Raw genomic sequence first — 26,155 nt, forward strand, 5'->3', positions numbered from 1 at the left:
AATTTGGAGGCAGGGGGTGGATGGTAGCAGCGGGTGGATTTGAACCACCGACCTCCGGGTTATGAATCCGGCGCTCTCACCGACTGAGCTACGCTGCCACAACACATCCGACGCAAGTTGCGTCAGGAGACGCGCATATAGAGGCGGGGCCACGCGGGTGTCAAGAATCCCCGCGCGCCCTGTGAACAGAAGGCTTGTGGGCAGAACTTGCGGCCAAAAGGCTCAGGCCGCCTTCTTCTTGATGCGCACCATCTTGAAGAAGCCCACGGGGAAGACGGGGGCGATGCTCACCACTTCCATGTCGGGATACTTGGCCGCCCAGTTGCGCAGGCGGCTGGCCTTGAAGGCGATGCTCCAGCCGATCTTCTTCACCAGCGGGGCAAGGGCCGCCTCCACATGCATGGTCGCGCCTTCATCGGCACCCAGCTTGGAGGCGATGACGATCTCGCCGCCCGGCCGCAGCACGCGGTACATCTCGTCCAGCGCGCCCTCGGGGTCGGGCACCAGCGTGATGACGAAAGGCACGGTGACGGCGTCGAAGCTGTGGTCGGCGAAGCCGAGCTTGCAGGCGTCCATGGCGCAGAGCAGGCCCACCTGCTTCAGGCCCCGCTCCACCTTCTTCTCCACCGCCTTCTGCAGCATGTGGAAGGACAGGTCGATGCCGGTGACGCGGCAGCCGGCGGGATAGTAAGGCAGCACCAGCCCGGTGCCGACGCCCACTTCCAGAATGTCGGGACCACAGGCGGCGGCGGCGGCGGAGGTCTTGCGCTGGGCGTCCGCCAGCAGCTTCACATAGACCTTGTCGTAGATGGGCGCCCACTTGGCATAGGCCTTCTTCTGGCCTTCGAGATCGTACTGAACCGCCATTGTGCCGTCTCTCCCGCCCCAAGCCCCGAGGGCAACCCGTCCTCAGGCGACCTCTGCGACCGCCTTCGCCACCCGCTCCGCCTTCACGATGGTGCCGCCGCCCAGAAGGCGGGCACCGGCGCCGGGGGCATCGTAGAGCACGCAGGCCTGCCCCGGCGCAACGCCTTCCTCGCCGAGCGCGAGATGCACGGCCGGGGTGCCATCCGCCGTGCGGCCGAGGCGCGCCGGTACCGGGGGACGGGTGGACCGCACCTTCACATGGACCTCGGCCTCGGCATCCAGCGCCGCGGCGAAGGGAATGTCCCCCAGCCAGTTCACGTCGGCCATGGAAATGGCCCGCACCGCCAGCGCCTCGCGCGGGCCGACCCGCACCTCGCGCCGGGAGGCGTCGATGGAGATCACATAGAGCGGCTCGGGGGTGGCGATGCCGAGGCCCTTGCGCTGGCCGATGGTGTAATGGAGCACGCCTTTGTGACGGCCGAGCACCCGGCCGTCCAGATGCACGATGTCGCCCGCCTCGCCCGCTTCGGGCCGCAGGCGCTGCACCACCTCGGCATAATCGCCGCCGGGCACGAAGCAGATGTCCTGGCTGTCGGGCTTCTCCGCCACCGGCAGGCCGAACTCGGCCGCGAGCGCCCGCACGTCCGCCTTCTGCATCTCGCCGAGGGGGAAGCGCAGCTTGTCGAGCTGGGCGGCCGTGGTGGCATAGAGGAAATAGGATTGGTCCCGCGCCTCTTCCGCCGCGCGGAACAGGCCGCGCCCGCCGCCGGGCAGCGCGCGGCTCGCCACATAATGGCCGGTCGCGAGATAGCGCGCGCCCAGCTCCTCGGCGGTGGCGAGCAGGTCGCGGAACTTGACGGTGCGGTTGCAGTCCACGCAGGGAATGGGAGTGACGCCGGCCGCATAGCTCGCGGCGAAGCGGTCGATCACCTCCTCGCGGAAGCGGCTTTCGTAATCGAGCACGTAGTGCGGAATGCCCAGCGTGCGCGCCACTTCGCTGGCGTCATAGATGTCCTGCCCCGCGCAGCACGAGCCGGGCCGGTGCGCCGCCTCGCCATGGTCGTAGAGCTGGAGGGTGACGCCCACCACGTCATAGCCGGCGCGGGCGAGCAGTGCCGCCACCACGGACGAATCCACCCCGCCCGACATGGCCACCACGACGCGCGTCGCCGCGCGATCAGCACGGGCGGCGTCGGAAGCATCGAGGAGGAGGTCGTCGGTCATCTCGGTCGTCGGCTTTCGGCCGTGGGGTCGGAAGGAGGCGCGGCAGAACGTATGCCGCACCGTCGCCAAGTGCAAACAAGGTGCAAACGATTGGCATCTGAGCCACGCGAGCGCGGCGAAAAAACGGCCTTCCCGCCTGCGCCGCGGCGCCCCGTCACCCCCGCGCCACCCGGCGGGTCGGCTCCTCGTCCTCCACCGGCCCCTCGAACACCGAGACAAGGGCGCGGCGGATGGTGGACTGGCGGGCGGCGCCGGTGATCTTCGCACCCATCAGGTCGGTGACGTAGAACACGTCCACCGCCCGTTCGCCGAACGTGGCGACATGGGCCGAGGCGATGTTGAGGTTGAGCCGCGACAAAGTGTTGGTGAGGGCGAACAGCAGGCCCGGCCGGTCGAGGCCGGACACCTCCACCACCGTGTGGCGGTTCGACCAGGAATTGTTCACCGTCACCTCGGGCTCCACCGTGAAGGTCCGCCGGCCCTTGGGCAGCTTCTTGGCCATCACCTCCGGCAGGCGGACCTCGCCGGTGAGCGCCTGCTCCACCGCTTCCCGGATGCGGTTGGCGCGTCTGAGTTCGTCCTCGTCATGGTCGAAGGCGCGGCGGATGGCGATGGTGTCCAGCGCCAGCCCGTCCGTGGTGGTGGAGATCTGCGCATCCACGATGTTGGCGCCCGCCGCGGCGCAGGCCCCGGCGATGATCGACAGCAGCTTGGGATGGTCCGGCGCCAGCACGGTGAGCGTGGTGATGCCGCGGCCCGGCTCCAGCGACGCATGGGTGGCGATGGAGCGGCCGGCCGTCTCCGCCTCGTCCACGAAGCGGGCGTGGCGCAGCTTGGTCTCGAGGTCCACACGCAGCCAGTAGGGTGGATAATGGCGCGCCACATAGGCCGCCACCTTCTCGTCGTCCCAGTCGGAGAGGGCCGAGCGGAACTGCGACTGGGCGGCGGTGACGCGCTTGCCCCGGTCCACTTCCGAGAAGCCACCGGTGAGCACCGGCTCGGTCTCGTAATAGAGCGTGCGCAGAAGCTGCGCCTTCCAGCCGTTCCAGGTGCCCGGCCCCACCGCCTTGATGTCGGCCGTGGTGAGGATGGTGAGCAGCTTCATCCGCTCCAGGTTCTGCACCACGGAGGCGAAATTCTCGATGGTCTTGCGGTCGGAGAGGTCGCGGGACTGGGCGACCGTGGACATGACGAGGTGCTGCTCCACCAGCCACGCCACCGTCTCGGTCTCCACCGGCGACAGGCCGAAGCGCGGGCACAGCTTGCGCGCAATGCGGGCGCCGGCCACCGAATGGTCCTCCGGGCGCCCCTTGGCGATGTCGTGCAGCAGCAGGGCGACATAGAGCAGGTTGCGGTTCTTCACCGTGCCCATCAGCTCGTTGGCGAGCCCGTTCTCCGGGTTCACCTTGCGCTCGATCTCCGAGAGGATGCCGATGCAGCGCAGGAGGTGCTCGTCCACCGTGTAGTGGTGGTACATGTTGAACTGCATCATGGCGACGATCTTGCCGAATTCCGGCAGGAACCGCCCCAGCACGCCCACCTCGTTCATCCGCCGCAGCACCGTCTCGGGCGCGTCCTTGGAGGTGACGATCTCCAGGAACAGGCGGTTGGCCTCCGGATTCTCGCGCACGCTCGCATCGATGAGGCCGAGGGAGCGGGCGGCGAGCTGGCTGGCGTCGGGATGCAGCGCCAGGTTGCGCTTGTCCGCCACGTGGAAGATGCGGATGAGGTTCACCGGGTCGCGGTTGAACGCCTCCGGGTCCGCCACGTTCAGGCGGTCATGGTCGAGGATGAAGTCCGTCGTGTCCTTCAGCGTGATGCGGCGGGAGCCGGCGCGGAAGCGCTCCACCATGCCCTTGAGGCCCGGCACCGGCTTCTCGTGGCGCTCCTCCAGCGCGGCGGAGAGGATGGCGGTGAGATCGCCCACATCCTTCGCCACGAGGAAATAGTGTTTCATGAAGCGCTCCACGTCCTTCTGGCCGGGATGCTCCGTATAGCCGAGGCGCAGCGCCATCTCCCGCTGCAGGTCGAAGGAGAGGCGGTCCTCGGCGCGGCCGGTGAGGAAGTGCAGGTGGCAGCGCACGGACCACAGGAAGTCCTCGCACTTCTTGAAGAGGTTCGCCTCCTCGCGGGTGAACACGCCCTTGGCGACGAGCTGGCTCGCGGTCTGCACCCGGTAGACGTATTTGGAGATCCAGAAGAGGGTGTGCAGGTCCCTGAGGCCGCCCTTGCTCTCCTTGACGTTGGGCTCGACGAGGTAGCGCGACTGGCCGGAGCGGCGCAGGCGATCCTCGCGCTCGGCCATCTTGGCGGCGACGAACTCGGCGCCGGTGCCCTCCACCACTTCCTTGTCGAAGCGCTTTTCCAGATCCTCGAACAGCGCCTTGTCGCCGACGAGGAAGCGGGCTTCGAGAATGGAGGTGCGGATGGTGAAGTCGGCCCGGGCCTGCCGCAGACATTCCTCCACCGAGCGGGTGGCGTGGCCCACCTTCAGCCCGAGATCCCAGAGAATGTAGAGCATGGCCTCGGCGACGCTCTCGCCCCAGGCCGTCTGCTTGTAGGGCAGCACGAACAGGATGTCGGTGTCGGAGCCCGGCGCCATCATGCCGCGGCCGTATCCACCCACCGCCACCACCGCCATGCGCTCGGAGCGGGAGGGATTGTCCACCGGATAGAGGAAGGTGGTGGCCACCTCATAGGCGCTGGAGATGACCGCATCCTGCAGCGCGGAGAGGCGCATGGCGCAGCAGCGGCCGCAGCCGTCTTCCAGCAGCAGGCGCTCGGCGGCGGCGCGGCCTTCCTGCATGCCCTTCTTGAGGCGTGCGACGACGGCGTTGCGCAAATCGAGGTCGCGGCCCTTGTGGGCGGAAGCGATTTCCCGGATCTCGGCCTTGAGGGCCTGGCCTTCGAAGGGTTCGCCGATGACGCGGTTGACCTTGGAGGAACGGACGGTGGGCATTGCTCGGCGATCTGGAGGCACGAAGGACAGGAGCCTTCATCTTTACCGCAATCAGCGCCCGGCCGCGAGCGGCGTTCATTGGTCGCTCTCGAATCGGCCGCAGCGGAACCTATATTTCTGTGATGGAACACATGCCGTACGGACAGCTTCGCGCTCGGGCCACCCAGACATTCCGCAAGGGGATGTATGGCGCGGTGGCGCTAGGGATTGCGCTGGCGCCGGCCGGTGCCCTGGCCGCGTCGGGTGTGGGCACGCCCATCGTGGGCGGAGCGGCGGTCATTCCCCCGATCCAGCGGCCGGCACCGCGTCCTGTGGTGCGGCCGGCCCCGACCGTCCCGCGCGCGCCGACGGTCGTGACGCCCAGGCCGAAGCTGCCGGCGCCGAAGCCGGTGGTGCCGGCAGACCCCACGCCCATCATCCAGCCCGCGCCGTTCCGCAGCAACACGCCCATCGGCGCCCAGCCCGGCTCCGGCGCGCCGCTCGGCGTGCTGCCGGGCGGCCTCGCCACGCCGCTTGTGGGTCCGGCGCCAGCGCCGAACACCTGCTGGTTCTACACGACGCCGGCGAAGACGGTGGGCTACTGGAGCAAGTGCCCGTAAGGCATCCGCCTGAAGACCACCCGCGAAAACGCTTGCCACGTAACGCTTCCTTGAGGTGAGGCGGGCACCATCTGCCCCAGCGGCTGATCTTCGCCCCATTTTGGTGGTGGAAGGAGCCGCGCGGCCCGAAGGCAGGCCGGCTATGCGACGGGAATTGGAATGACCGCACAGGGACGGGGGGACGGCATGAGGCGCGAGCCGCTCATGGAGCGGCCCGAATCCCTGTTCGACATCCGCCTCGACCCGCGCGACCGCTCCGCCGCACCGCCCCCGGACCCCCCGCGCCCCGCCCGCAAGCCGGCCGCGCGGCCCAAGGCCAAGGCGGAACCCGACATGCGCCCCGATCCCGCCCCGCGCCGCGGCCGCTCCGAGCCGCCGCCCCGCCGGCCCCGCCGTGGCGGCGGGGGGCGCCTCGTGTTCCGGCTGGTGAAATGGGGCTTCATCCTGGGCATGTGGGCGCTGCTCGCCCTCGCCGGCGTCATCGCCTACGAGGCGTCGAAGCTGCCGCCCATGCAGACGCTGATGATCCCCAAGCGTCCGCCCACCGTCACCGTGCAGGGGGCGGACGGCAAGACCATAGCCACACGCGGCGACATGGGTGGCGTGGCCGTGCCCATCGGCGAGTTGCCGCCCTACCTGCCCAAGGCGTTCGTCGCCATCGAGGACCAGCGCTTCTACAGCCATTTCGGCCTCGATCCCGAAGGCCTCGCCCGCGCCCTCGTCACCAACCTCACCTCCCGGCGCCTCCGGCAGGGCGGCTCGACGCTGACCCAGCAGCTCGCCAAGAACCTGTTCCTGACCCAGGAGCGCACGGCCTCGCGCAAGATGCAGGAGCTGGTGCTGGCCCTGTGGCTGGAGCACAAGTTCAGCAAGGACCAGCTGCTCGACCTCTATCTCAACCGCGTCTATTTCGGCGCCGGCGCCTATGGCGTGGAGGCAGCGGCGCAGCGCTATTTCGGCAAGTCCGCCCGGCAGGTGACGCTGGCCGAGGCCGCCATGCTGGCCGGGCTCGTCAACTCGCCCTCGCGCCTTGCCCCGACCCGGAACCTGAAGGGCGCGCAGACCCGCGCCAATCTGGTTCTGGCCGCCATGCGCGACCAGAAGATGATCTCCGCGGACATGGCGAGCACCGCCCAGGCCCGCCCGGCCCAGCTCGCCCGCAGCGGCATGCCCGATTCCTCCGGCTACGTGGCCGACTGGGTGATGGACCAGCTGGATTCTGTGCTCGGCGACGGCGAGCTGCCCGGCGACGTCACCGTGCGCACCACCATCGATCCCGCGCTCCAGAAGGCGGGCGAGGCGGCGCTGGAGGACACGCTGGCGAAATCCGGCACCAAGTACGGCGTCGGCCAGGGTGCCATCGTGGTGCTCGACCCCGATGGCGGGGTGAAGGCGCTGATCGGCGGCCGCTCCTATGCGGACAGCCAGTATAACCGCGCCGTCACCGCCCGGCGGCAGCCGGGCTCGGCCTTCAAGCCGTTCATCTATCTCACCGCCGTCGAGCACGGCCTGACCCCGGAGAGCGTGCGCGAGGACGCGCCCATCCAGCTCAAGGGCTGGCGGCCGGAGAACTCGACCCGCGACTATCGCGGCCCGGTGACGCTCACCACCGCGCTCGCGCTCTCCCTGAACACGGTGTCGGTGCGCCTCGTGCTGGAGTTCGGCCCCAAGGCCGTGGTGCAGACCGCCCATCGCATGGGTATCTCCTCGAACCTCGACCCCAACCCCTCCATCGCGCTGGGCACCTCCGAAGTGTCGGTGCTGGAGCTGGCGGGCGCCTATACGCCCTTTGCCAATGGGGGCCTCGGCGTCATGCCCCATGTCATCGACAGCGTGATCGGGCCGGACGGCAAGCCGCTCTACGAGCGCAACGTCACCGGCATGGGCCGCGTGGTCGCCTCCGAATACGTGGCGATGATGAACCACATGATGACCCAGACGCTGGCCACCGGCACCGCGCGCCGCGCCGACCTGCCGGGCTGGGAGGCGGCGGGCAAGACCGGCACCTCGCAGGATTACCGCGATGCCTGGTTCGTCGGCTACACCGCCAGGTACGTGACGGCGGTCTGGCTCGGCAACGACGATTCCTCGCCCACCAAGAAGGCCTCCGGCGCCAACCTGCCGGTGGAGATCTGGAGCCGCGTCATGAAGGCGGCGCACCAGGGCGTGCCGGTGGCTGAGCTTCCGGGCGGGCTGAGGTCCTACGGCTTCGGCGGCAACGGCTACGGCCAGCCGGGCGCCACCTACCTGCCTCCGGCCGAAATGCCCGACGACCGTCCGTCGGCCGTGGTCGGCCAGATGCCGGCGCCCCCGCCCCAGCAGGAGCCGCCCATGACGCTGGACCGCTGGTTTGCAGAGACATTCCTGGGTCAGGGCCGGCGGTAGCCGGAGGCGCGCGCCGCGCCACGATCGCTCTCGCCTTGCGCCCGCCGCCCTGCTCTAGGATAAGGCGTCATGACCGAGACCCCTTCCCCCGCCGACGCCGATCCCTATCTCGAGCCCGGCCGCCTGCTGTTCGCCGGCGACTGGCAGTTCGTCTCCGCGGCCCCCACCGTCGAGGTGCTGCCGCCCATGCAGGGCATGGAGATCGCGCTGGCCGGCCGCTCCAACGTGGGTAAGTCCTCCCTCGTCAATGCGCTAACCGGCCGCAAGGCGCTGGCGCGCACCTCGGTGACGCCGGGGCGCACGCAGGAATTGATCTTCTTCCGGGTGGGGCCGGAGCTGTGCCTCGTGGACATGCCCGGCTACGGCTTCGCCAAGGCGCCGAAGGAGAAGGTCGACGCCTGGACGCGCACCATCAAGGATTACCTGCGCGGCCGGGTGAACCTCGCACGCGTCTTCGTGCTCATCGATTCCCGCCACGGCATCAAGCCGGTGGACGAGGAGATTCTCGACCTCCTCGACAAGGCGGCCGTCTCCTACGCCATCATCCTCACCAAGGTGGATCAGGTGAAGCCGAGCGCTTTGCCCTCGGTGATCGCCGGCGTGGAAGACAAGATCCGCCGGCGGCCGGCGGCCTATCCGAAGATCTTTCCCACCTCCAGCAACACCGGGCAGGGCTTCCCGGAGCTGCGCGCGGCGGTGGCGCAGCTTCTCGCCGAGCAGGGCTGAAGCCCGCGCGGCGCTTGAGCGTGATCTTGCGAAAACCGATTGGCCTCGATCAAAGACCGACGCCAAAAGGGCTCAGGCCAGCAGATCGGCAACCGTGAGCGCGATCACCAGCGTCGCCTTGTCGAGGTCGGAGAGCAGCAAATTCTCGTCCGCCCGGTGGCCGTTGGCCTCCTCGATGGTGTGCGGGCCGGCGCCGTAGAGCACCACGGGCACGCCGGCCTCGGCATAGAGGCGCGCATCCGTATAGAGCGGCACGCCGGTGGTCTTCACCTCCTCGCCGGTCACGGCCGAGGCATTGCGGCAGATGACGCCGGCGAGGTGCATGGCCCTGTCGTCCGGCACCAGCGGGCGGGCGATCAGGATGCGCCGAACCTCGGCCTTCGCCTTCGAGCCCTCCAGCGCCTTGGCGATGACGCCACGCACCTCGGCCTCCACCTGTTCCGGGTTCTCGCCGGGCACGATGCGGCGGTCGAGGCGGAAGGTGACGCGATCGGGCACCACATTGGTGTTGATGCCGCCGGAGATGAGACCCACCGTGAGCTGCGGCGAGCCGATGCCGGGCACGTCGGAGACCTTCGCCTGCAGCGTGTCGCGATAGGCATAGAGCGCGGTCAGGATATGGGTCGCGCCCTCCAGCGCGTCGATGCCGGTGAAGGGCAGCGCGGCATGGGCCGACTTGCCGATCACCTCGACTTCGAGGTGCAGGCAGCCGTTGTGCGCCACCACGACCCCATAGGAGAAGCCGGCCGAGACGGCATAGTCGGGCTTGGTGAGGCCGGTTTCCAGAATCCAGCCCGGCCCCACCTCGCCGCCGATCTCCTCGTCATAGGTGAAGTGCAGTTCCACCGTGCCCTTGAGCGGCAGGCCGGAGCGCTTCAGGGCGTCGAGGGCGAAGGCATAGGTGGCGAAATCGGACTTGGAGACGGCGACGCCGCGGCCATACATGCGCCCGTCCACCACCTCGGCGCCATAGGGGTCCTTGGTCCAGCCCTCGCCGGGGGGCACCACGTCACCATGGGCGTTCAGCGCCACCACGGGGCCCGCGTCTGCCTCTGCACCGAACCGGTGGCGGATGATGAGGTTGGTGGCCGTGACCATGCCCGCCGCCTTCACCCGGTCGGCCGGCACGGCGTGGCGCTCCACCGTGTAGCCAAGGGCTTCCAGCAGTTCGGCGGCGCGCGCCGCATGGGGGGCGCAATCGCCGGGGGGATTGTCGGAAGGCACCTTCACCAGCTCCGCCAGAAACTGGCGCTGCGCTTCGATGCGCTCGGCGATCAGGCTGCGGAGGGTGTCGGCGTCGGCGGTGGACATGACGTCTTCCTTGTTCTTGGGGCGGGCCGCAGCCCGCCGGTTCTCTCGTTTTAGGGTTCTAGGAGGATGCGGTCTATTTCCCGGACGCCCATTCCTTCAGCATCGCGCGGTCCTCATCGGACAATTCGGTGATGTTGTTGGGCGGCATGGCGTGGCTCAGGCCGGCCTGCACGAGGATGAGCTTGCGGTTCTTGTAGATGGCCTCCTCCGTGTCGAGGAGGATGCCGCGCGGCGCGATGGCGAAGCCCTCATAGACCGGCTCGGCGGCGTGGCACATGGCGCAGCGGCCCATGACGATGTTCTGCACATCCACCGGCACGCCCACCGCAGGCCCGCTCTTGGCGAAGGCCGGGGAGACCAGCGGCGGCAGGCCCAGCGCCATGCGGCCGGCGGGCGTAGTGGTGGCCGAGATGAATATCGCGAGGATCAGGCACACGGCCGCCACCAGCCAGCACCACGCCTTGTCGCCGCGCCCGGCATGCCGCTCGTTGTAGAAATAGCGGATCACCGTTCCCGCCACGAGCGCCAGCGCCACGATGACGAAGGCGTAGGGCGTGGAATAGGTCAGTGGGTAATGGTTGGAGATCATCAGGAAGACGACGGGCAAAGTGAAGTAGTTGTTGTGCCCGGAGCGGAGCTTGGCGGTCTTGCCGTAATAGGGGTTCGGCACCTCGCCCGCCTTCAGCGCCGCCACCACCTTGTACTGGTTGGGGATGATGACGAAGAAGACGTTGCCGCTCATGATGGTGGCCATCAGCGCGCCGGTATGGATGAAGGCCGCGCGGGGCGAGAACACCTGCTGGTACAGGAACGCCGCCAGCACCACGCCAGCGAACACGATGATGCCCACCACCAGCGGCTTGTCGCCGAGCTTCGAACGGCAGAGCTGGTCGTAGGCGATCCACCCCGCCGCAAGCCCGCCGAGGCCGATGGCGACGGCGGTGACGGGCTTCAAATTCATCACCGCCGGATCGATCAGGAAGATCGAGGACTGGTAGTAATAGACCCAGATAAGCAGGAAGAATCCGGTGATCCAGGTGGCATAGGACTGCCACTTGTGCCAGCCCAGTTCCTCGGGGAGAAAATCGGGCGCCACCAGATACTTCTTCACCTGGTAGAAGCCGCCGCCATGCACTTCCCACGCCTCCCCGCCCTTGCCGGCGGGGATGTCGGGCGTCGCCTTCAGGCTGGCATCAAGGTGCATGAAGTAGAAGGACGCGCCGATCCACGCCATGCCGGCGATGATGTGCGTCCAGCGCAGCAGCAGGCTGCCATACTCGTGGAGGATGGGTTCCATTGCCGTTTCAGATCCCGTGGCTGGAAGATGCGGGCGCATTGGCCCCTGTCACGCCCACGGACGGGGACCATTGGCCCCGGCCCGCGGCGTGGGTATCGTTCTTGTGGCGTCGGGTGAGGGGTGACGAAGCGTGCTGGAGAACATGAAGGCCTTCGTCGCCTCGGTGGAGAGCGAGAGCTTCTCGGAGGCCGGGCGTCGGCTGCATTTGTCGGCCAACGTGGTCAGCCACCGCATCCAGATGCTGGAGAAGCACCTCGGCTGCCGGCTGTTCAACCGCACCACCCGCCGCATGAGCCTGACCGAGCAGGGGCGCGTCTACTACGAGGCGATCACCGAGGCCCTGCGCCTCATCGAGGCGGCGGAGAGCAACGTCTCGGAACTCGGCGCCCTGCCCCGCGGCGCGCTGCGCGTCACCGCCCCGCTCCATCTCGGCCGCCGGCTGGTGGCGCAGGTGGCGGCGCGCTACCAGGAGACCCATCCCGAGATCGACGTGCGCCTGCGCCTGTCGGAACATACCCTCGACCTCATCGCCGAATCCATCGACGTGGCGCTGCGCCTCGCCACCTTCGAGGATTCCAGCATGATCATGCGCAAGGTGGCGCAGGTCGAGCGCATTGTGTGCGCCGCACCCAGCTATCTGGAACGGGCCGGCGTACCGCAGCGGCCGCAGGATCTGCTCACCCATCAATGCCTCCTCCTGCGGTTCGCGAGCCTTCGGGAATTGCGCTGGATGCTCACCGACGAAGGCCGGGACCTCGCCGTTCCCGTCACCGGCCATCTGGAGGCCGACGACGGCGACGTGCTCACCGTGTGGGCCGTCGAGGGTCGCGGCATCGTGGTGAAGCCGCGGTTCGAGGTGGCGGACGCCCTCGCGGACGGCCGCCTCGTGCCGCTGCTGGAGAAGAACCCGCCCCAGCCGGCGACGCTGGCGGTGCTCTACCCCGCCCGCCAGCTGGTGCCGCTGAAGGTGAAGGCCTTCGCCGACATGCTGGTGGATCAGGGCCGGCGCTACATCGCCCGCGAGCTGGCCAAGATCGGGGAGCGGCTGCCGGCCTGAGCCGGCCCGCGTCCCGATGGTTCCCCTGAAGCCCGCGCGGCGCCTGAGCGAAAGCAACGCCAACCACCCGCGCGGCGCCGGGCTCCGGCGGAAGCCGGAACCCGTCTTTGACCGGCTCAACTCGGGAACACCCGAGTTGAGTGCGTGGCCCACTCGACATCGGTCGCAGACCGATGTCGATGGCATCATCAGTGCGCCTCGGCCTGCTTGGCGGCGGCGACGATCTCCTCGGTGGAGGTCTTCTTCACGCCGTTGAAGAACACGTTGAGCGCCACGGCGACGATGGCGCAGAGCAGGATGCCGCTCTCCAAGAGCGGATGCAGCTCATGCGGCAGCGCCTTGAAGAAGTTGGGCGACACCAGCGGGATCATGCCGAAGCCCACCGCGATGGCGACGATGAAGAGGTTGTTGCGGTTGGTCTTGAAATCGACGCCGGTGAGGATGCGCGCGCCGGTGGCGGCCACCATGCCGAACATCACGAGACCCGCGCCGCCCAGCACCACCTGCGGCACCGCCTCCACCAGCGCGGCCATCTTCGGCATCAGGCCGAGGCCGAGCATGATGACGCCGCCCGTCACCGTCACCCAGCGCGAGCGCACGCCGGTGACGCCGACGAGGCCCACATTCTGCGAGAAGGAGGTGTAGGGGAAGGTATTGAAGATGCCGCCGAGCAGCGTGCCCACGCCATCGGCCCTGAGGCCGCGGGCCAGCGCCTTCTCGTCCACCGGCTTGCCGGTCATGTCGGAGAGGGCGAGGAACATGCCCAGCGACTCGATCATGACCACGATCATCACGATGCACATGGTGACGATGGGCACGAGGTGGAACGTGGGCATGCCGAAGTGGAACGGCAGGATGACGTCGAACCACGGCGCCGCCGCCACCTTCTCGAAATGCATGATGCCGATGACCGAGGCGAGGATCGCGCCGGCGATGATGCCGAGCAGCACCGCCACATTGGCCACGAAGCCCTTGCCGAAGCGGATGAAGGCGAGGATCACCAGCAGCACGAACAGGGCGATGCCGAGGCCCTGGAGCTGGGCATAGTTGGGGTTGGCGACCTGCACCACCTTGCCGTCGATGGTCTGGGTGAGGAAGGGGATGCCGCCGCCCGCCCAGTTGATGCCGACGCGCATCAGGGAAATGCCGATCACCATGATGATGGTGCCCGTCACCACCGGCGGGAACAGCGGCAGCAGGCGCGAGATGAAGGGCGCGACGACGATGCCGAAGATGCCGGCCGCGATCACCGAGCCATAGATGCCGAGGATGCCGATGGCAGGATCGTTGGCCATGGACAGCATGGGGCCGACGGACGCGAAGGTGACGCCCATCATCACCGGCAGGCGGATGCCGACGCCGAGGAAGCCCAGGCACTGCGCGAGGGTGGCGAGGCCGCAGGCGAACAGGTCCGCCGAGATCAGGAACGCCACCTGCTCGGGCGGCAGCTTGAGCGCGCGGCCGATGATGAGCGGCACCGCGACCGCGCCGGCATACATGACGAGGACATGCTGGAGGCCGAGCGCGGCGAGTTTCGGCGCCGGCAGGATTTCGTCTACGGGATGAACGGCTTGTGACATCTGGTTCCCCCAAAGGAAGAGCGGTCGAAATCAGGAAGGGCGTTCTTCAAATTTGTTGGCGACGGCAACGCTCCGGCGCGGCTCCGAACGGGCACTGCCCAACGCATCGGCATGCCTCATTGGAGATCAATTCCCGAGCCGGGGAAATACGTGTGGTAATCGGAATATCTTCCGATTTTTTTGGAAAATCGATCCACCCGGCGCGGGTTATGCTGCCGCGCAGCGGAGCGTTCGCCCGGCTGCCGGCCCTGCACCCGCAAGGCTTCCGCCGGGCGCGGCGCCAGAGAGTCAGGAAGGACGAGGAAACGATGGGGCGCCTGTCCACTCACGTGCTCGATACGGTCTCCGGCGGCCCGGCCGCCGATGTTGCGGTGGAACTTTACCGGCTGACGGCCGATGGCGGGCGCACCCTCGTCACCACCCGCCGCACCAATGCGGACGGCCGCACCGATACCCCCCTGCTCGCGGGCGACGATTTCCTCCCCGGCACCTATGAGCTGGTCTTCCACATCGGCGCGCATTTCCGCGCCACCGGCGCCCCGGTGGCCGACCCGCCTTTCCTCGACGTGGTGCCCCTGCGCGTGACCCTGATCGAGGGGCACTATCACGTGCCGCTGCTCTGCTCCCCGTGGAGCTATTCCACCTATCGGGGGTCCTGAGCCCATGCCCGCTCCCTTCACCGGCCGCGACAATTCCGGCATCCCCACCGATCCCGTCACCGGCAAGCCCTATCCGCGCGATCTCGTGGGCTACGGCCGCAATCCGCCCCACCCCCATTGGCCGGGGGATGCGCGCATCGCCGTGCAGTTCGTGGTGAATTACGAGGAGGGCGGCGAAAACTCGGTGCTCCATGGCGACAATGCCTCGGAGGCCTTCCTCTCCGAGATCATCGGCGCCGTGCCCTGGCCCCGCCAGCGGCACATGAACATGGAGTCCGTCTACGAGTTCGGCGCCCGCGTCGGCATCTGGCGGCTGCTGCGCCTGTTCGGCGAGCGCAACATGCCGGCCACCGTCTACGGCGTCGCCACCGCCCTCGCCCGCAATCCCGATGCCGTCGCGGCCATGCAGGAGGCCGGCTGGGAGCTGGCCAGCCACGGCTACAAGTGGATCGAATACAAGGACTTCACCCGCGACGCCGAGCGCGAGCACATCGAGGAGGCCGTGCGCCTGCACACCGAGGTGACGGGCGCCCGCCCGCTCGGCTTCTATCAGGGCCGCTCCGCCGAGCACACGGTGCCCCTCCTGATGGAGGAAGGCGGCTTCCTCTATGTGGCCGACAGCTATGCGGACGAACTGCCCTACTGGATCTACGGGCCGCGCGGCCCGCAGCTCGTGGTGCCCTACACCCTCGACGCCAACGACATGCGCTTCTCCGTGGCGGCGGGCTTTTCCAACGGCACCGAATTCTTCGACTATCTGAAGGACAGCTTCGACCTGCTCTATGCCGAGGGCGCCACCGCCCCGCGCATGATGTCCATCGGTCTCCATCCGCGCCTCGCCGGACGGCCGGGCCGGGCGCAGGCGCTCGCCCGCTTCCTCGATTACATCGCCGGCCACGAGAAGGTGTGGGTGGCACGCCGCCTCGACATCGCCCGCCACTGGATCGCCCATCACCCGCCCGCCGGGGGATACCGGCCCACCTACATGCCGCGCGGCCTGTTCGTGGAACGGTTCGGCGGCGTGTACGAGCATTCGCCCTGGATCGCGGAAGGCGCCTACGACAGTGGCCTCACCGCCCGCGCCGACACGGCCGAAGGCCTCAACGAAGCCCTTGCCGCCGTGCTGCGCGCTGCGCCCCTTGAGAAGCAGATGGGCGTCATCCACGCCCATCCCGACCTCGCCGGCAAGCTTGCCGAGGCGAAGCTGCTGACCGCAGAATCCGCCGCCGAGCAGGCCTCCGCCGGCCTCGACCAGCTCACGGCGGAGGAGAAGGCGCGCTTCACCGCACTGAACGACGCCTACAAGGCGAAGTTCGGCTTCGTCTTCATCATGGCCATCCGCGGACGCAGCAAGGCCGACATCCTCGCCGCCTTCGAGCGCCGCCTCGCCCACGACCGGGACACCGAGGTGGCGGAAGCGCTGGCGCAGATCGAGCGCATCGCGCTGCTGCGCCTCTCCCAGATGCTGCCGGCCGCCCCCTGAACAAGGTCTCTTCCGTGCCCCGATCTGCCCCCGGTTCCGCCCCGCTCCCCTCCCCCCTCGACGGCGAGATCATCGTCTCCCGCCTGAAGGAACTCGCCGCCTGCACCGACGTGCCCGGCGAGATGACCCGCCTGACGCTGACCCCCGCCCACAAGAGGGCGGCGGCGCAGGTGTCGTTCTGGATGCGGGAGGCGGGGCTGGCGCAGGTCCATATGGACGCCACCGGCTCCATCGTCGGGCGCTACGCGGCGGACCGGGCCAATGCCAAGACCCTCGTCCTCGGCTCGCACATCGACACCGTGCGCAACGCCGGCATCTATGACGGCAATCTCGGTGTGCTCACCGCCATCGCCGCCGTGGAGGCGCTGAAGCAGCAGGGCATCCGCCTGCCCTTCGCCATCGAGGTCGCGGCCTTCGCCGACGAGGAGGGCGTGCGCTTCCTCTCCACCCTCACCTCCTCCAAGGCCATGGCCGGCATCTTCGATCCGAAGAGCCTGGAGGACGTGGACGCCCAGGGCATCTCCCGCATGGAGGCGCTGCGCTCCTTCGGCGCGCCTGTGGATCGCGTCGCCGACTGCCGGCGCGATCCCGCCGAGACGCTGGGCTATGTGGAAGTGCATATCGAGCAGGGGCCGGTGCTGGAGGCGGCGGGCGCGCCGCTCGGCATCGTCACCGGCATCGCCGGCGCCTCGCGCGGACATGTGCGCATCCGCGGCGAGGCCGGCCATTCCGGCACTTTGCCCATGGCCATGCGCCACGATGCGCTCACCGCCGCCGCCGAGATGATCCTCGCCGTGGAGGCGCGCGGCCGTGCCGACGGCAAGGAGCTGGTGGCCACGGTCGGCACCCTCATCATCGCCGGCAGCGCGGTGAACGTGGTGCCCGGCGAGGTGCAATTCTCCCTCGACGTGCGCGCCCTCTCGGACGAGCTGCGCACCCGCGCCGTCGCCGACATCCGCGCCGCCGTGGCCGATATCGCGGAGCGGCGCGGGGTGAAAGCGAGCGTGGACATCGGCCACGAAGTGCCCGCCGCGCCCTGCCACGGTCCCCTCAAGGAGCGAATGGCCAAGGTGGTGGAGGGCCTGCAGCTGCCCGTGGTGCGCCTGCCCTCGGGCGCCGGGCACGATGCCATGGTGTTTCGCGGCGTGATGCCCATGGCCATGCTGTTCGTCCGCTCGGAGAACGGCAGCCACAACCCCCGCGAATACGCCGCCCCCGCCGACATCGGCCTCGCGGCGGAAGCGCTCTATGCGTTCCTGCTGAAGACGGCCGAGGAGGAGTGAGGGGCTCCCCGTCCGCTGTCATCATCCGAGAGTCTCCACCGCTCAACCGTCATCGCCCGGCTTGTCCGGGCGATCCACGGGTGGTCTGACGCTAAGCCTTAATGGCTGGGCGCCGACAGGCGGCGGGGTGGATCCCCCGGATGAACCGGGGGATGACGGCTCTTGCGACGCGGGCGCCGCCTCTTACCCCCGCCCACCAAACCGGAGCACGACGGCACACCTGAAGTGTCACCCGTCCGCCCGGCCGAGAACCTCCTCGGCGGTGAACTTGTAGGTGCGGCCGCAGAATTCGCAGGTCACGGTGACCTTGCCGTCGTCCTGGATCATCTCCCGCCGCTCCTCCGGGCCGAAGGAGGCGAGGACGCCGGAGACCTTCTCCCGCGAGCAGGAACAGCGCGCGGCGATGGGAAGGGGATCGAACACGCGCACCCCGCGCTCGTGGAACAGGCGGTAGAGCAGCCGCTCGGAGGAGAGGTCGCGGTCGATCAGTTCCACGTCCTCCAGCGTGCCAACGATGGAGCGGGCCTCCACCCAGGCGTCGTCCTCGTCCACCTTGTGCTCTTCCACGCCCTCGGGCGCGTCGCCGGGCGAGAGGTCGGCCATGCGGGCGCGGGAGGCGTCCTGCGGCAGGAACTGGGCGAGCAGGCCGCCGGCCCGCCACGAGGACTCCTTACCGCCCGGCTTCATCTCCTCGCCCACGGCGAGGCGCACGCGGGTGGGGATCTGCTCGGACTGGTGGAAATATTCGTGCGCCGCCGCCTCCAGCCCCGAGCCGTCGAGGGCGACCACGCCCTGATAGCGGTTGGTGCTGATGCCCTGGTCGATGGTCATGGCGAGATGGCCGCGCCCCAGCAGCGCCGCCGGCGAGGTCTCGTTGCGGCGCTCGGCCTCGGCCAGCGCATCGGCATCGTAGCGGGCATAGGCGCGGATCTTGTCCGGGCTCACGAAGTCGGCCACCACCATGTCCACCGGCCCGTCGGTCTGGGTCTGGAGGATGAAGCGGCCCTCGAACTTCAGCGAGGAGCCGAGCAGCACGGCGAGCGTGACCGCCTCTCCCACCACCCGCTTCACCGCCGGGGGATAGGCATGATGGGCGAGCAGCGCATCGAGCGTGGGGCCGAGGCGCACCGTGCGGCCACGGATGTCGAGGGCATCCACCTGGAAGGCGGTGACGATGTCGTCCTGCGCGGCCTCGGATGCGGCGCGGGTGGCGGTGCGGGTGCGCTCGCCCTTCATGAAAGGTCTCCGGACGTGCCGGACCCGCATGCCAGCGCTCAGCGCACGATCATGGGTCCAGGGGGTTGCATGGTTTCAAGTGTCTGGACCCACACATATTCACGAGCCGGGCTGTTTCAACCCGGCTCGCAATGTCCCCGCTGCGGAAGGCTCAGCCGCCCACCGCGTCGAAGCACCAGGCGAGCACGCCCTTCTGGGCGTGCAGGCGGTTCTCCGCCTCGTCGAACACCACGGACTGCGGGCCGTCCATCACCACGTCCGTCACCTCCTCCCCGCGATGGGCGGGCAGGCAGTGCATAAAGATGGCATCCTTGTCCGCCCGCGCCATCAGGGCCGAATTGACCTGATAGGGCTTGAGGATGTTGTGACGCCGCTCGGCCTCCTTGTCGCCCATGGAGACCCAGGTGTCGGTGATGACGCAATCCACGCCCTCCACCGCCTCTTCCGGGTCGCGCATGAACTTCACCTTGGCCTTGGTACGCTTCACGAAGTCCTTCAGCGCCTGGCGCGGCGACAATTCCTTGGGCGTCGCCACCTTCAGGGTGAAGTCGAAGCGGTCGGCGGCATGAACCCACGAGGCCAGCACGTTGTTGGCGTCGCCCGTCCAGGCCACCGAGCGGCCGGTGATGGGGCCGCGATGCTCCTCGAAGGTCATCACGTCGGCCATCACCTGACAGGGGTGGCTGATGCGGGTGAGGCCGTTGATGACCGGCACCGTGGCGTATTTCGCCAGTTCAGTCAGGTCATCATGGTCCAGGATGCGGATCATGATGGCGTCGACGAAGCGCGACAGCACGCGGGCCGTGTCGGCGATGGTCTCGCCGCGGCCGAGCTGCATCTCCTGGCCCGTGAGCATGATGGTCTCGCCGCCCAGCTGGCGCATGGCGAGGTCGAACGACACGCGCGTGCGGGTGGACGGCTTGTCGAACACCATGGCCAGCGACTTGCCGGCGAGCGGCTTTTCCACCGGCTCCCCCGCCTTGCGGCGGGCCTTCAGATCCTTGGAAAAGTCCAGGACCCGGCGCAGTTCCTCGGCCGGGATCTCGGACAGATCGAGAAAATGACGCACCCCATTCCCCTTCATTCGGCCGCTCCCTTCACCGGATCTGAGGCGAGGCGCGCCTCGATGCGCCGGCAGGCGGCTTCGATCTTGTCGGCTGCGATGCCCACCTCTTCCTCGCTCACGGTGAGCGGGGGCAGCAGGCGGATGACGTTCTCGGCGGCGCCGGGCACCAGCATGCCCTCCTCGCGCAGCGCGGCGATCAGCTCGGGCGCGGGCACGGCGGCCTTGATGCCGAGCAGCAGGCCCTGCCCGCGCACCTCGGCGATGACGGCCGGATGGGTGTCGCGCAGTTCGGCGAGACGCTGCTGGAAGCGGCCGGCGACGCGGTTCACGCGGGGGAGGAAGTCATCCTCCAGCACCACGTCCAGCACCGCATTGCCCACCGCCATGGCCAGCGGGTTGCCGCCATAGGTGGAGCCGTGGGTGCCCACCGTCATGCCCTTGGCGGCCTCTTCGGTGGCAAGGCACGCCCCCATGGGGAAGCCGCCGCCGATGCCCTTGGCCACCGACATGATGTCCGGGGTGATGCCGGTCCACTCGTGGGCGAACAGGCGTCCGGTGCGCCCGACGCCGCTCTGCACCTCGTCCAGCACCAAAAGTAGGCCGTTCTCGTCGCACAGCTCGCGCAGGCCGGCGAGGAAGCCGGCCGGCGGCACGCGCACGCCACCCTCGCCCTGCACCGGCTCCACCAGAATGGCGGCGGTCTCGGGTGTCACGGCGGCGCGGGCGGCGTCGAGATCGCCGAACGGCACCTGGTCGAAGCCTGGAAGATCCGGGCCGAAGCCTTCGAGATATTTCGGGTTGCCGCCGGCGGCGATGGTCGCCAGCGTGCGGCCGTGGAAGGCGCCCTCGAAGGTGATGATGCGGTTCTTCTCGGGATGGCCGCTCACATACTGGTAGCGGCGCGCCATCTTGATGGCGCACTCCAGCGCTTCCGCACCGGAATTGGTGAAGAACATGGTGTCCGCGAAGGTCGCGGCCTTCAGCCGGTCGGCCAGCTTCTCGGCGCCGGGGATGCGGAACAGGTTGGACACGTGCCACAGCTTCGTCGCCTGCTCGGAGAGCGCGGCGGCGAGATAGGGATTGGCGTGGCCCAGCACGTTCACGGCGATGCCGGCGGTGAAGTCGAGGAAACGTCGCCCGTCCGTCGTGACGAGCCAGCAGCCCTCTCCCCTCTCGAACTGGAGGTCGATGCGTGCGTAGGTCGGCAGAACGGGGGTGATCACACTATCCTCCTGGTGGACTTCGATGCAGGCTTCCTGGCCTTCGAGGTTGCACGGGTTTGCGAACAACGTGCGACAGCGGGGTTTCGGCCCGGCCGCGCGCACAAACTAAAAAAGGCCGCCCATGCGGGGGCGGCCCGACCGCGCGATTCTAATGAACACGCGCACGAGGTCAACCGATCGCCTGCCATGATGCGAATCGGGACCGCGACCGGCCGCCGCACAAGGGTAAACGAAGCCTTAAGGAGCTGGGGAAAACGCTCCGCGACCCCTTGCCGACTCTGTTGCAGGGACCGGCCATATTGTAGGTTCTTGAGGGTCAGCCACGAGATGTCGTGCGCAGGGGCATCAGGAACCCTCTTCCAGGAACCGCGATCCGGGTCCATCCGAGCGCTTTGCCGCGCACGGGAACGGGGAGGGAGTCCGCCTTGCGGAAATCACGATCCGGGACGCGCCCCAACCGGCGTTCCCGCCCATGGCTGAAGCGGCGCCGAGCGTTTCCGGCGCCCGCGGCGTTCTTGAGATGCTGCCGGTTGAAATGCGGCAAGTAGATGCGGCAAATGGAGAAGAGCGATGAGCTGGAATGACGAGCGCGTCGAACTCTTGAAAAAGCTCTGGAGCGAAGGCCTCTCCGCGAGCCAGATCGCGACCGAGCTTGGCGAGGTGACGCGCAATGCCGTCATCGGCAAGGTGCACCGCCTCGGCCTGTCCGGCCGGGCGAAGGCCGCCCCTGCCCCGGCGCGTCCCCGCGCCAGCGGAACGGCGCCGGCCAAGGCCGGTCCGATGAACGGGCCGATGGGCGCTCCCGCCGGTCGCCCCGACAACCAGGCGCGGCCGCAGCGGCCCACCACCATCGGCAATACCGCCCTCGCGGCCGATCTGGACGAGGCACCGGAAGAGGCACCGGCGCCCGCTCCCGTCATGAGCGACAACGTGGTGCCCATGACCCAGGGCTGCACCATCATGCAGCTCACCGAGAGCACCTGCCGCTGGCCGCTGGGCGAGCCGGGCACCGAGAGCTTCCACTTCTGCGGCGGCAAGGCCAATCCGGGCATGCCCTATTGCCAGACCCACGCCCGCATCGCCTACCAGCCGGTGCAGGACCGCCGCCGCGACCGCCGCCTCGCCTATCTCTGAGGCGGGGAGCGCCGGAAGAGGCCTCCGGCGCTACGAAGCGGTCGAAAACCTGATGTGCGGTGTCATCCCCCGGCTTGTCCGGGGGATCCACGTTTCCGCAAGTTCGGCCCAAGGATGAATGCGCTGGCCTGTCGGCCCGGTGGATGCCCCGGACAAGCCGGGGCATGACGGCCCAAGAACAACAGGTTCGTATGCGGCCGGACGTCCATGACGCCCAGGAAAAGCATGCCCCCCAAGGAAAAAGGGCCCGCCTCCGGCTGGAGGCGGGCCCTTTTTCGTTCAGGGGACGGCGGCGGGAGGGCTCAGTCGTCCAGCCCCAGCGACGGCGCCGCGCGGCGTTCCAGCACGTCGCGGATGGCGGCGACCATCTCGCTCTCCTTCACCGCGAACTGGGCCGGGCGGGCGGCGCGGTATTCCGCATTGTCGGCGATGCCGGCGGCGATGCGGGCGCCTTCCACCAGATCCTTGATCTGGACCTCGCCGGCGTCCTTCTCGTTCGACCCCTGGATGATGACGGCCGGCGCGCCGCGCCGGTCGGCATACTTCATCTGCGCCTTCATGCCGGCGCCGCCGAGATACATCTCGGCGCGGATGCCGTTGGCGCGCAGCTCGGCCACCATCTTCATATAATCGGCGATGCGGGCCGGCTCCTTATCCATGGCCAGCACCACGACGGGGCCGACCTCGGCGTCCGCATCCATCTTGCCGAGGAAGGCGAGGGCCGCGAGCAGGCGCGACACGCCGATGGAGAAGCCGGTGGCCGGCACCTTCTCGCCGCGGAAGCGGGCGACGAGGCCGTCATAGCGCCCTCCCCCCGCCACCGAGCCGAAGCGCACGGGGCGGCCGGCCTCGTCGGTGATCTCGAAGGTGAGTTCCGCCTCGTAGACGGGGCCGGTGTAATATTCGAGGCCACGCACCACGGAAGGGTCGATCTTCACCCGGTCCTGATAGCCGCCAGCGGCGAGCAGGGTGCGGATGTCGTTCAATTCCGCCATGCCCTCCTGGAAGGCGGCGTTGCCTGCGAGGGCGGCGGCAAGCGCGACGTCGTCCAGCTCCACTTCCACGCCCACATCGGTGGCACGCACGCCCTTGCCGGTGAGCATGGCGAGCACCACAGCGGCCTGACGCTCGTCGAGGCCGGCCCCCTTGGTGAAGTCGCCGCTCTCGTCCTTGCGGCCGGGGCCGAGCAGGAGCGCGACGCCCTCGGCGCCGAACTTGTCGAACTTGTCGATCGCGCGCAGCACGGTGAGGCGGCGGCCGGCGTTCTCGTCGCCGCCCAGGCCGATGGCCTCCATCACGCCGTCGAGCACCTTGCGGTTGTTCACCTTCACCACATAGGAGCCGCGCGGGATGCCCACCGCCTCCAGCGTGTCGGCGGCCATCATGCAGATCTCGGCATCGGCCGCGACGGAGGGGGCGCCCACCGTGTCGGCGTCGAACTGCATGAACTGGCGGAAGCGGCCGGGGCCGGGCTTCTCGTTGCGGAAGACGTAGCCGGCCCGGTAGGAGCGGTAGGGCTTGGGCAGCTGCTCGAAATGCTCGGCCACGTAGCGCGCCAGCGGCGCCGTGAGGTCGTAGCGCAGGGAGAGCCACTGCTCGTCGTCGTCCTGGAAGGAGAAGACGCCCTCGTTGGGCCGGTCGAGGTCGGGCAGGAACTTGCCGAGCGCGTCGGTATATTCGATGGCCGGGGTCTCCAGCGCCTCGAAGCCGTAGAGCGCGTAGACGGCGCGGATCTTCTCCAGCATGGCGCGGGTGGCGGACAATTCCGCGCCGGTGCGGTCGACGAGGCCGCGCGGGAGCCGCGCCTTCGGCTTGAATTCTTTGGCCATGGTGTTTCGATGCTTCGGGACCCGTGTCCCGCTCGGTCAATAAAGGGGTTGGGGCGTCTTAGAGGACAGGGCCGGTGACGGCAAGGTCGCTGGCCGGGAAGGGCCGGCAACCAGCGAAAAACCTGCCGCTCCGTTACCTCTGCCATGACAGCGCCGTGTTCTGCGCGCATCATGAAGTCGGGTCGCGGCAGCCGTCGCACTGGCCCTCATCCCAGACCTGTCGTCATGCTGCGCCCTAAGGCGTGTGGCGGCGCCATTGCAGCATGGAGGACACGCTTGCCCCACGACACGCCGCTCATTGCGACCCTCGTCGGGGCCTTCGTCCTCGCCTTCGTGCTCGGCGCCATCGCGCAGCGCCTCAAGCTGTCGCCGCTGGTGGGCTATCTCCTCGCCGGCGTGCTCGTGGGGCCGTTCACCCCCGGCTTCGTGGCCGACGAGCATCTGGCGCTGGAACTGGCGGAGATCGGCGTCATCCTCCTCATGTTCGGCGTCGGCCTGCACTTTTCCTTGTCCGATCTCCTCTCGGTGAAAGCCATCGCCATCCCCGGCGCCATCGTGCAGATCACGGCGGCGACCGTCATGGGCATGGGCCTCGCCTGGGCTTTGGGGTGGAATCTCGGCGCCGGCCTCGTCTTCGGCATCGCCTTGTCCGTCGCCTCCACCGTCGTGCTTTTGCGCGCCTTGCAGGAGCGGCGGATGGTGGAGAGCGAGCAGGGGCGCATCGCGGTGGGCTGGCTCATCGTCGAGGACCTCGCCATGGTCCTCGCGCTGGTGCTGCTGCCCGCTTTGTCCGGCGCGCTCGGCGGACGGACCGTCACCACCGGCACCATCGACTGGCTCGGCCTCGGCGGGGACGTGTGGACCACACTCGCCGTCACATTGGTCAAGGTCGCGGGCTTCGTGGTGCTGATGCTGGTGGTGGGGCGCCGCGTCATTCCCTGGATCATGCACTGGGTGGCGCACATCGGCTCGCGCGAGCTGTTCCGCCTGGCGGTGCTGGCCATCGCGCTGGGCGTGGCGTTCGGCTCGGCCAAGCTGTTCGGCGTCTCGTTCGCGCTGGGCGCCTTCTTCGCCGGCATGGTGCTGAGCGAGAGCCCCCTCTCCCACCGCGCCGCCGAGGAGACGCTGCCCCTGCGCGACGCCTTCGCCGTGCTGTTCTTCGTCTCGGTGGGCATGCTGGTGGACCCCTCCATCGTGGTGAAGAGCCCGGTCTCGCTGCTGGTGACGGTGCTGATCGTGCTGTTCGGCAAGTCGCTCGCCGCCTTCTTCATCGTGCGGGCGTTCGGCTACGGCAACTCCACCGCCCTCACCATCTCCGCCTCGCTGGCGCAGATCGGCGAATTCTCCTTCATCCTCGTGGCGCTGGGCGTGGACCTGCAATTGCTGCCGGCCGAGGGACGCGACCTGATCCTCGCCGCGGCGATCATCTCCATCCTCGCCAACCCCTTCTTCTTCCTGGTGCTGGACCGCTACCGCGCGCGCCATGCGCCGCTGCGGCCCGAAAAGGCGGCCCCTGCCGCCGCTGCGCCCGCCCCGGCGCCCCATCCCGCGCCCAAGCCCGCTCCCAAGCCTGTCCCGGCCCTGCCGGAAACCGCGCTCGCCAACCACACCGTGCTCGTCGGCTACGGCCGGGTCGGCCGCCTCGTCGCCGACGGGCTGAAGGCGGCGGGCACGCCCTTCCTCGTCATCGAGGACCAGGGCGACCGGCTGGAGGAGCTGAAGCGCCTGGACATCGAAGCGGTGAACGCCAACGCCGCCTCCGCCCCCGCCATCGCGGCGGCCAATGTCGCCGGGGCGCGCCGCATCATCCTCGCCATCCCCGACGGGTTCGAGGCGAGCAACGTGCTGAAGAAGGCGCGCCAGCTCAATCCCGCCATCGAGATCGTCGCCCGCGCCCATTCGGATGCGGAGGTGGAGCACCTGCGGCAGAGCGGGGCCAACTTCATCATCATGGGCGAGCGGGAGGTGGCGCGCGGCATGCTGGCGCACGTGCTGGAGACCTCCCAGAACGACATTGCCGGCGCAGCCGCCGCAGAGCAGGCGGTGGAAGGCGGAAACCGGGCCGGACCCTCGGTTTCCATGGACACCGCGGGCCCTGTTGACGCTGGGCCCGGTCTTGCGGAGCCGGCGGCCGCGGCGCAGAAAGAGACGCTGTAGCTCGACCTTTATTGCGAATAAGTTGCAATTGCAGGAAGGGTGCGGTAATTTTTGCGAATTGATCGCAACTAAGGCGGCCG

The 26,155-nt window shown here is 68.7% G+C and carries 19 protein-coding genes and 1 tRNA gene; 9 read left to right on the forward strand and 11 right to left on the reverse strand.

The annotated features are described in order from the left end of the window. Positions 1–21 precede the first annotated feature (21 nt). From V5F74_RS17950 to V5F74_RS17965, 4 genes are all read right to left on the reverse strand, one after another. Positions 22–98, reverse strand: a tRNA-Met gene (locus V5F74_RS17950). 124 nt (positions 99–222) lie between these two features. After that, on the reverse strand, positions 223–867 hold the full coding sequence (locus V5F74_RS17955; RefSeq protein WP_029556835.1) for a class I SAM-dependent methyltransferase: 645 nt from the start codon (positions 865–867) through the stop codon (positions 223–225). 42 nt (positions 868–909) lie between these two features. Next, positions 910–2,091, reverse strand: a complete 1,182-nt coding sequence (mnmA, locus tag V5F74_RS17960; RefSeq protein WP_038192966.1) for a tRNA 2-thiouridine(34) synthase MnmA — start codon at positions 2,089–2,091, stop codon at positions 910–912. A 154-nt stretch (positions 2,092–2,245) separates the two neighbouring features. Further along, complete coding sequence (locus tag V5F74_RS17965) at positions 2,246–5,050, reverse strand: [protein-PII] uridylyltransferase (RefSeq protein WP_394009571.1); 2,805 nt, start codon at positions 5,048–5,050, stop codon at positions 2,246–2,248. 122 nt (positions 5,051–5,172) lie between these two features. Between V5F74_RS17965 and V5F74_RS17970 the strand changes: the two genes are divergently transcribed. The 3 genes from V5F74_RS17970 (at position 5,173) to yihA (ending at position 8,760) form a co-directional block, all read left to right on the forward strand. Continuing rightward, entirely contained in the window at positions 5,173–5,649 is a 477-nt protein-coding gene (locus tag V5F74_RS17970; protein ID WP_394009573.1) for a hypothetical protein, read from the forward strand. A gap of 186 nt (positions 5,650–5,835) precedes the next feature. Further along, positions 5,836–8,034: a transglycosylase domain-containing protein gene (locus V5F74_RS17975; protein ID WP_394009575.1), complete on the forward strand. Its 2,199-nt coding sequence runs from the start codon at positions 5,836–5,838 to the stop codon at positions 8,032–8,034. Positions 8,035–8,103: 69 nt separating this feature from the next. Next, entirely contained in the window at positions 8,104–8,760 is a 657-nt protein-coding gene (yihA, locus tag V5F74_RS17980; RefSeq protein WP_029556830.1) for a ribosome biogenesis GTP-binding protein YihA/YsxC, read from the forward strand. Between the two features lie 72 nt (positions 8,761–8,832). On the opposite strand, the gene V5F74_RS17985 is transcribed toward yihA, so the two are convergent. Further along, positions 8,833–10,071: an ArgE/DapE family deacylase gene (locus V5F74_RS17985; protein ID WP_029556829.1), complete on the reverse strand. Its 1,239-nt coding sequence runs from the start codon at positions 10,069–10,071 to the stop codon at positions 8,833–8,835. Between the two features lie 73 nt (positions 10,072–10,144). Continuing rightward, positions 10,145–11,368: a urate hydroxylase PuuD gene (locus tag V5F74_RS17990; RefSeq protein WP_029556828.1), complete on the reverse strand. Its 1,224-nt coding sequence runs from the start codon at positions 11,366–11,368 to the stop codon at positions 10,145–10,147. A gap of 130 nt (positions 11,369–11,498) precedes the next feature. Between V5F74_RS17990 and V5F74_RS17995 the strand changes: the two genes are divergently transcribed. Further along, the gene (locus V5F74_RS17995; RefSeq protein ID WP_024277214.1) at positions 11,499–12,425 is read left to right on the forward strand and encodes a LysR family transcriptional regulator; all 927 of its coding nucleotides are present in this window, start codon (positions 11,499–11,501) and stop codon (positions 12,423–12,425) included. Between the two features lie 188 nt (positions 12,426–12,613). Here the strand turns inward: V5F74_RS17995 and V5F74_RS18000 are convergent, their stop codons facing one another. Next, positions 12,614–14,005, reverse strand: coding sequence for a nucleobase:cation symporter-2 family protein (locus V5F74_RS18000; RefSeq protein ID WP_394009579.1), 1,392 nt, complete (start codon positions 14,003–14,005; stop codon positions 12,614–12,616). Positions 14,006–14,313: 308 nt separating this feature from the next. Here V5F74_RS18000 and uraH point away from each other — a divergent pair, with 308 nt between their 5' ends. Genes uraH through V5F74_RS18015 form a run of 3 tightly spaced genes read left to right on the forward strand, consistent with a single transcriptional unit; the run spans position 14,314 to position 17,430 of the window. After that, on the forward strand, positions 14,314–14,664 hold the full coding sequence (gene uraH, locus V5F74_RS18005; RefSeq protein WP_029556825.1) for a hydroxyisourate hydrolase: 351 nt from the start codon (positions 14,314–14,316) through the stop codon (positions 14,662–14,664). A 4-nt stretch (positions 14,665–14,668) separates the two neighbouring features. Continuing rightward, on the forward strand, positions 14,669–16,147 hold the full coding sequence (gene puuE / locus V5F74_RS18010) for an allantoinase PuuE (RefSeq protein WP_394009580.1): 1,479 nt from the start codon (positions 14,669–14,671) through the stop codon (positions 16,145–16,147). A 14-nt stretch (positions 16,148–16,161) separates the two neighbouring features. After that, positions 16,162–17,430 (forward strand): allantoate amidohydrolase, encoded by a 1,269-nt coding sequence (locus V5F74_RS18015; protein WP_394009581.1) that lies wholly within the window; start codon positions 16,162–16,164, stop codon positions 17,428–17,430. A 228-nt stretch (positions 17,431–17,658) separates the two neighbouring features. On the opposite strand, the gene V5F74_RS18020 is transcribed toward V5F74_RS18015, so the two are convergent. From V5F74_RS18020 to V5F74_RS18030, 3 genes are all read right to left on the reverse strand, one after another. After that, complete coding sequence (locus V5F74_RS18020) at positions 17,659–18,666, reverse strand: Hsp33 family molecular chaperone (protein ID WP_393972829.1); 1,008 nt, start codon at positions 18,664–18,666, stop codon at positions 17,659–17,661. Between the two features lie 151 nt (positions 18,667–18,817). Further along, entirely contained in the window at positions 18,818–19,750 is a 933-nt protein-coding gene (gene argF, locus V5F74_RS18025; protein WP_029556821.1) for an ornithine carbamoyltransferase, read from the reverse strand. Then, on the reverse strand, positions 19,747–20,955 hold the full coding sequence (locus V5F74_RS18030) for an aspartate aminotransferase family protein (protein ID WP_374251694.1): 1,209 nt from the start codon (positions 20,953–20,955) through the stop codon (positions 19,747–19,749). The genes argF and V5F74_RS18030 overlap by 4 nt, the downstream gene beginning before the upstream one ends. Positions 20,956–21,525: 570 nt before the next feature. Between V5F74_RS18030 and V5F74_RS18035 the strand changes: the two genes are divergently transcribed. Then, entirely contained in the window at positions 21,526–22,089 is a 564-nt protein-coding gene (locus tag V5F74_RS18035; protein WP_029556819.1) for a GcrA family cell cycle regulator, read from the forward strand. 302 nt (positions 22,090–22,391) lie between these two features. Here the strand turns inward: V5F74_RS18035 and hisS are convergent, their stop codons facing one another. Beyond that, positions 22,392–23,918, reverse strand: a complete 1,527-nt coding sequence (hisS, locus tag V5F74_RS18040; protein WP_394009582.1) for a histidine--tRNA ligase — start codon at positions 23,916–23,918, stop codon at positions 22,392–22,394. A 276-nt stretch (positions 23,919–24,194) separates the two neighbouring features. On the opposite strand from hisS, the gene ybaL reads away from it, so the two are divergent. Next, positions 24,195–26,075, forward strand: a complete 1,881-nt coding sequence (gene ybaL / locus V5F74_RS18045) for a YbaL family putative K(+) efflux transporter (protein WP_394009583.1) — start codon at positions 24,195–24,197, stop codon at positions 26,073–26,075. Positions 26,076–26,155 lie beyond the last annotated feature (80 nt).

This window comes from Xanthobacter aminoxidans, from assembly GCF_043193615.1.
In the GTDB taxonomy this organism is placed as follows: domain Bacteria; phylum Pseudomonadota; class Alphaproteobacteria; order Rhizobiales; family Xanthobacteraceae; genus Xanthobacter; species Xanthobacter aminoxidans.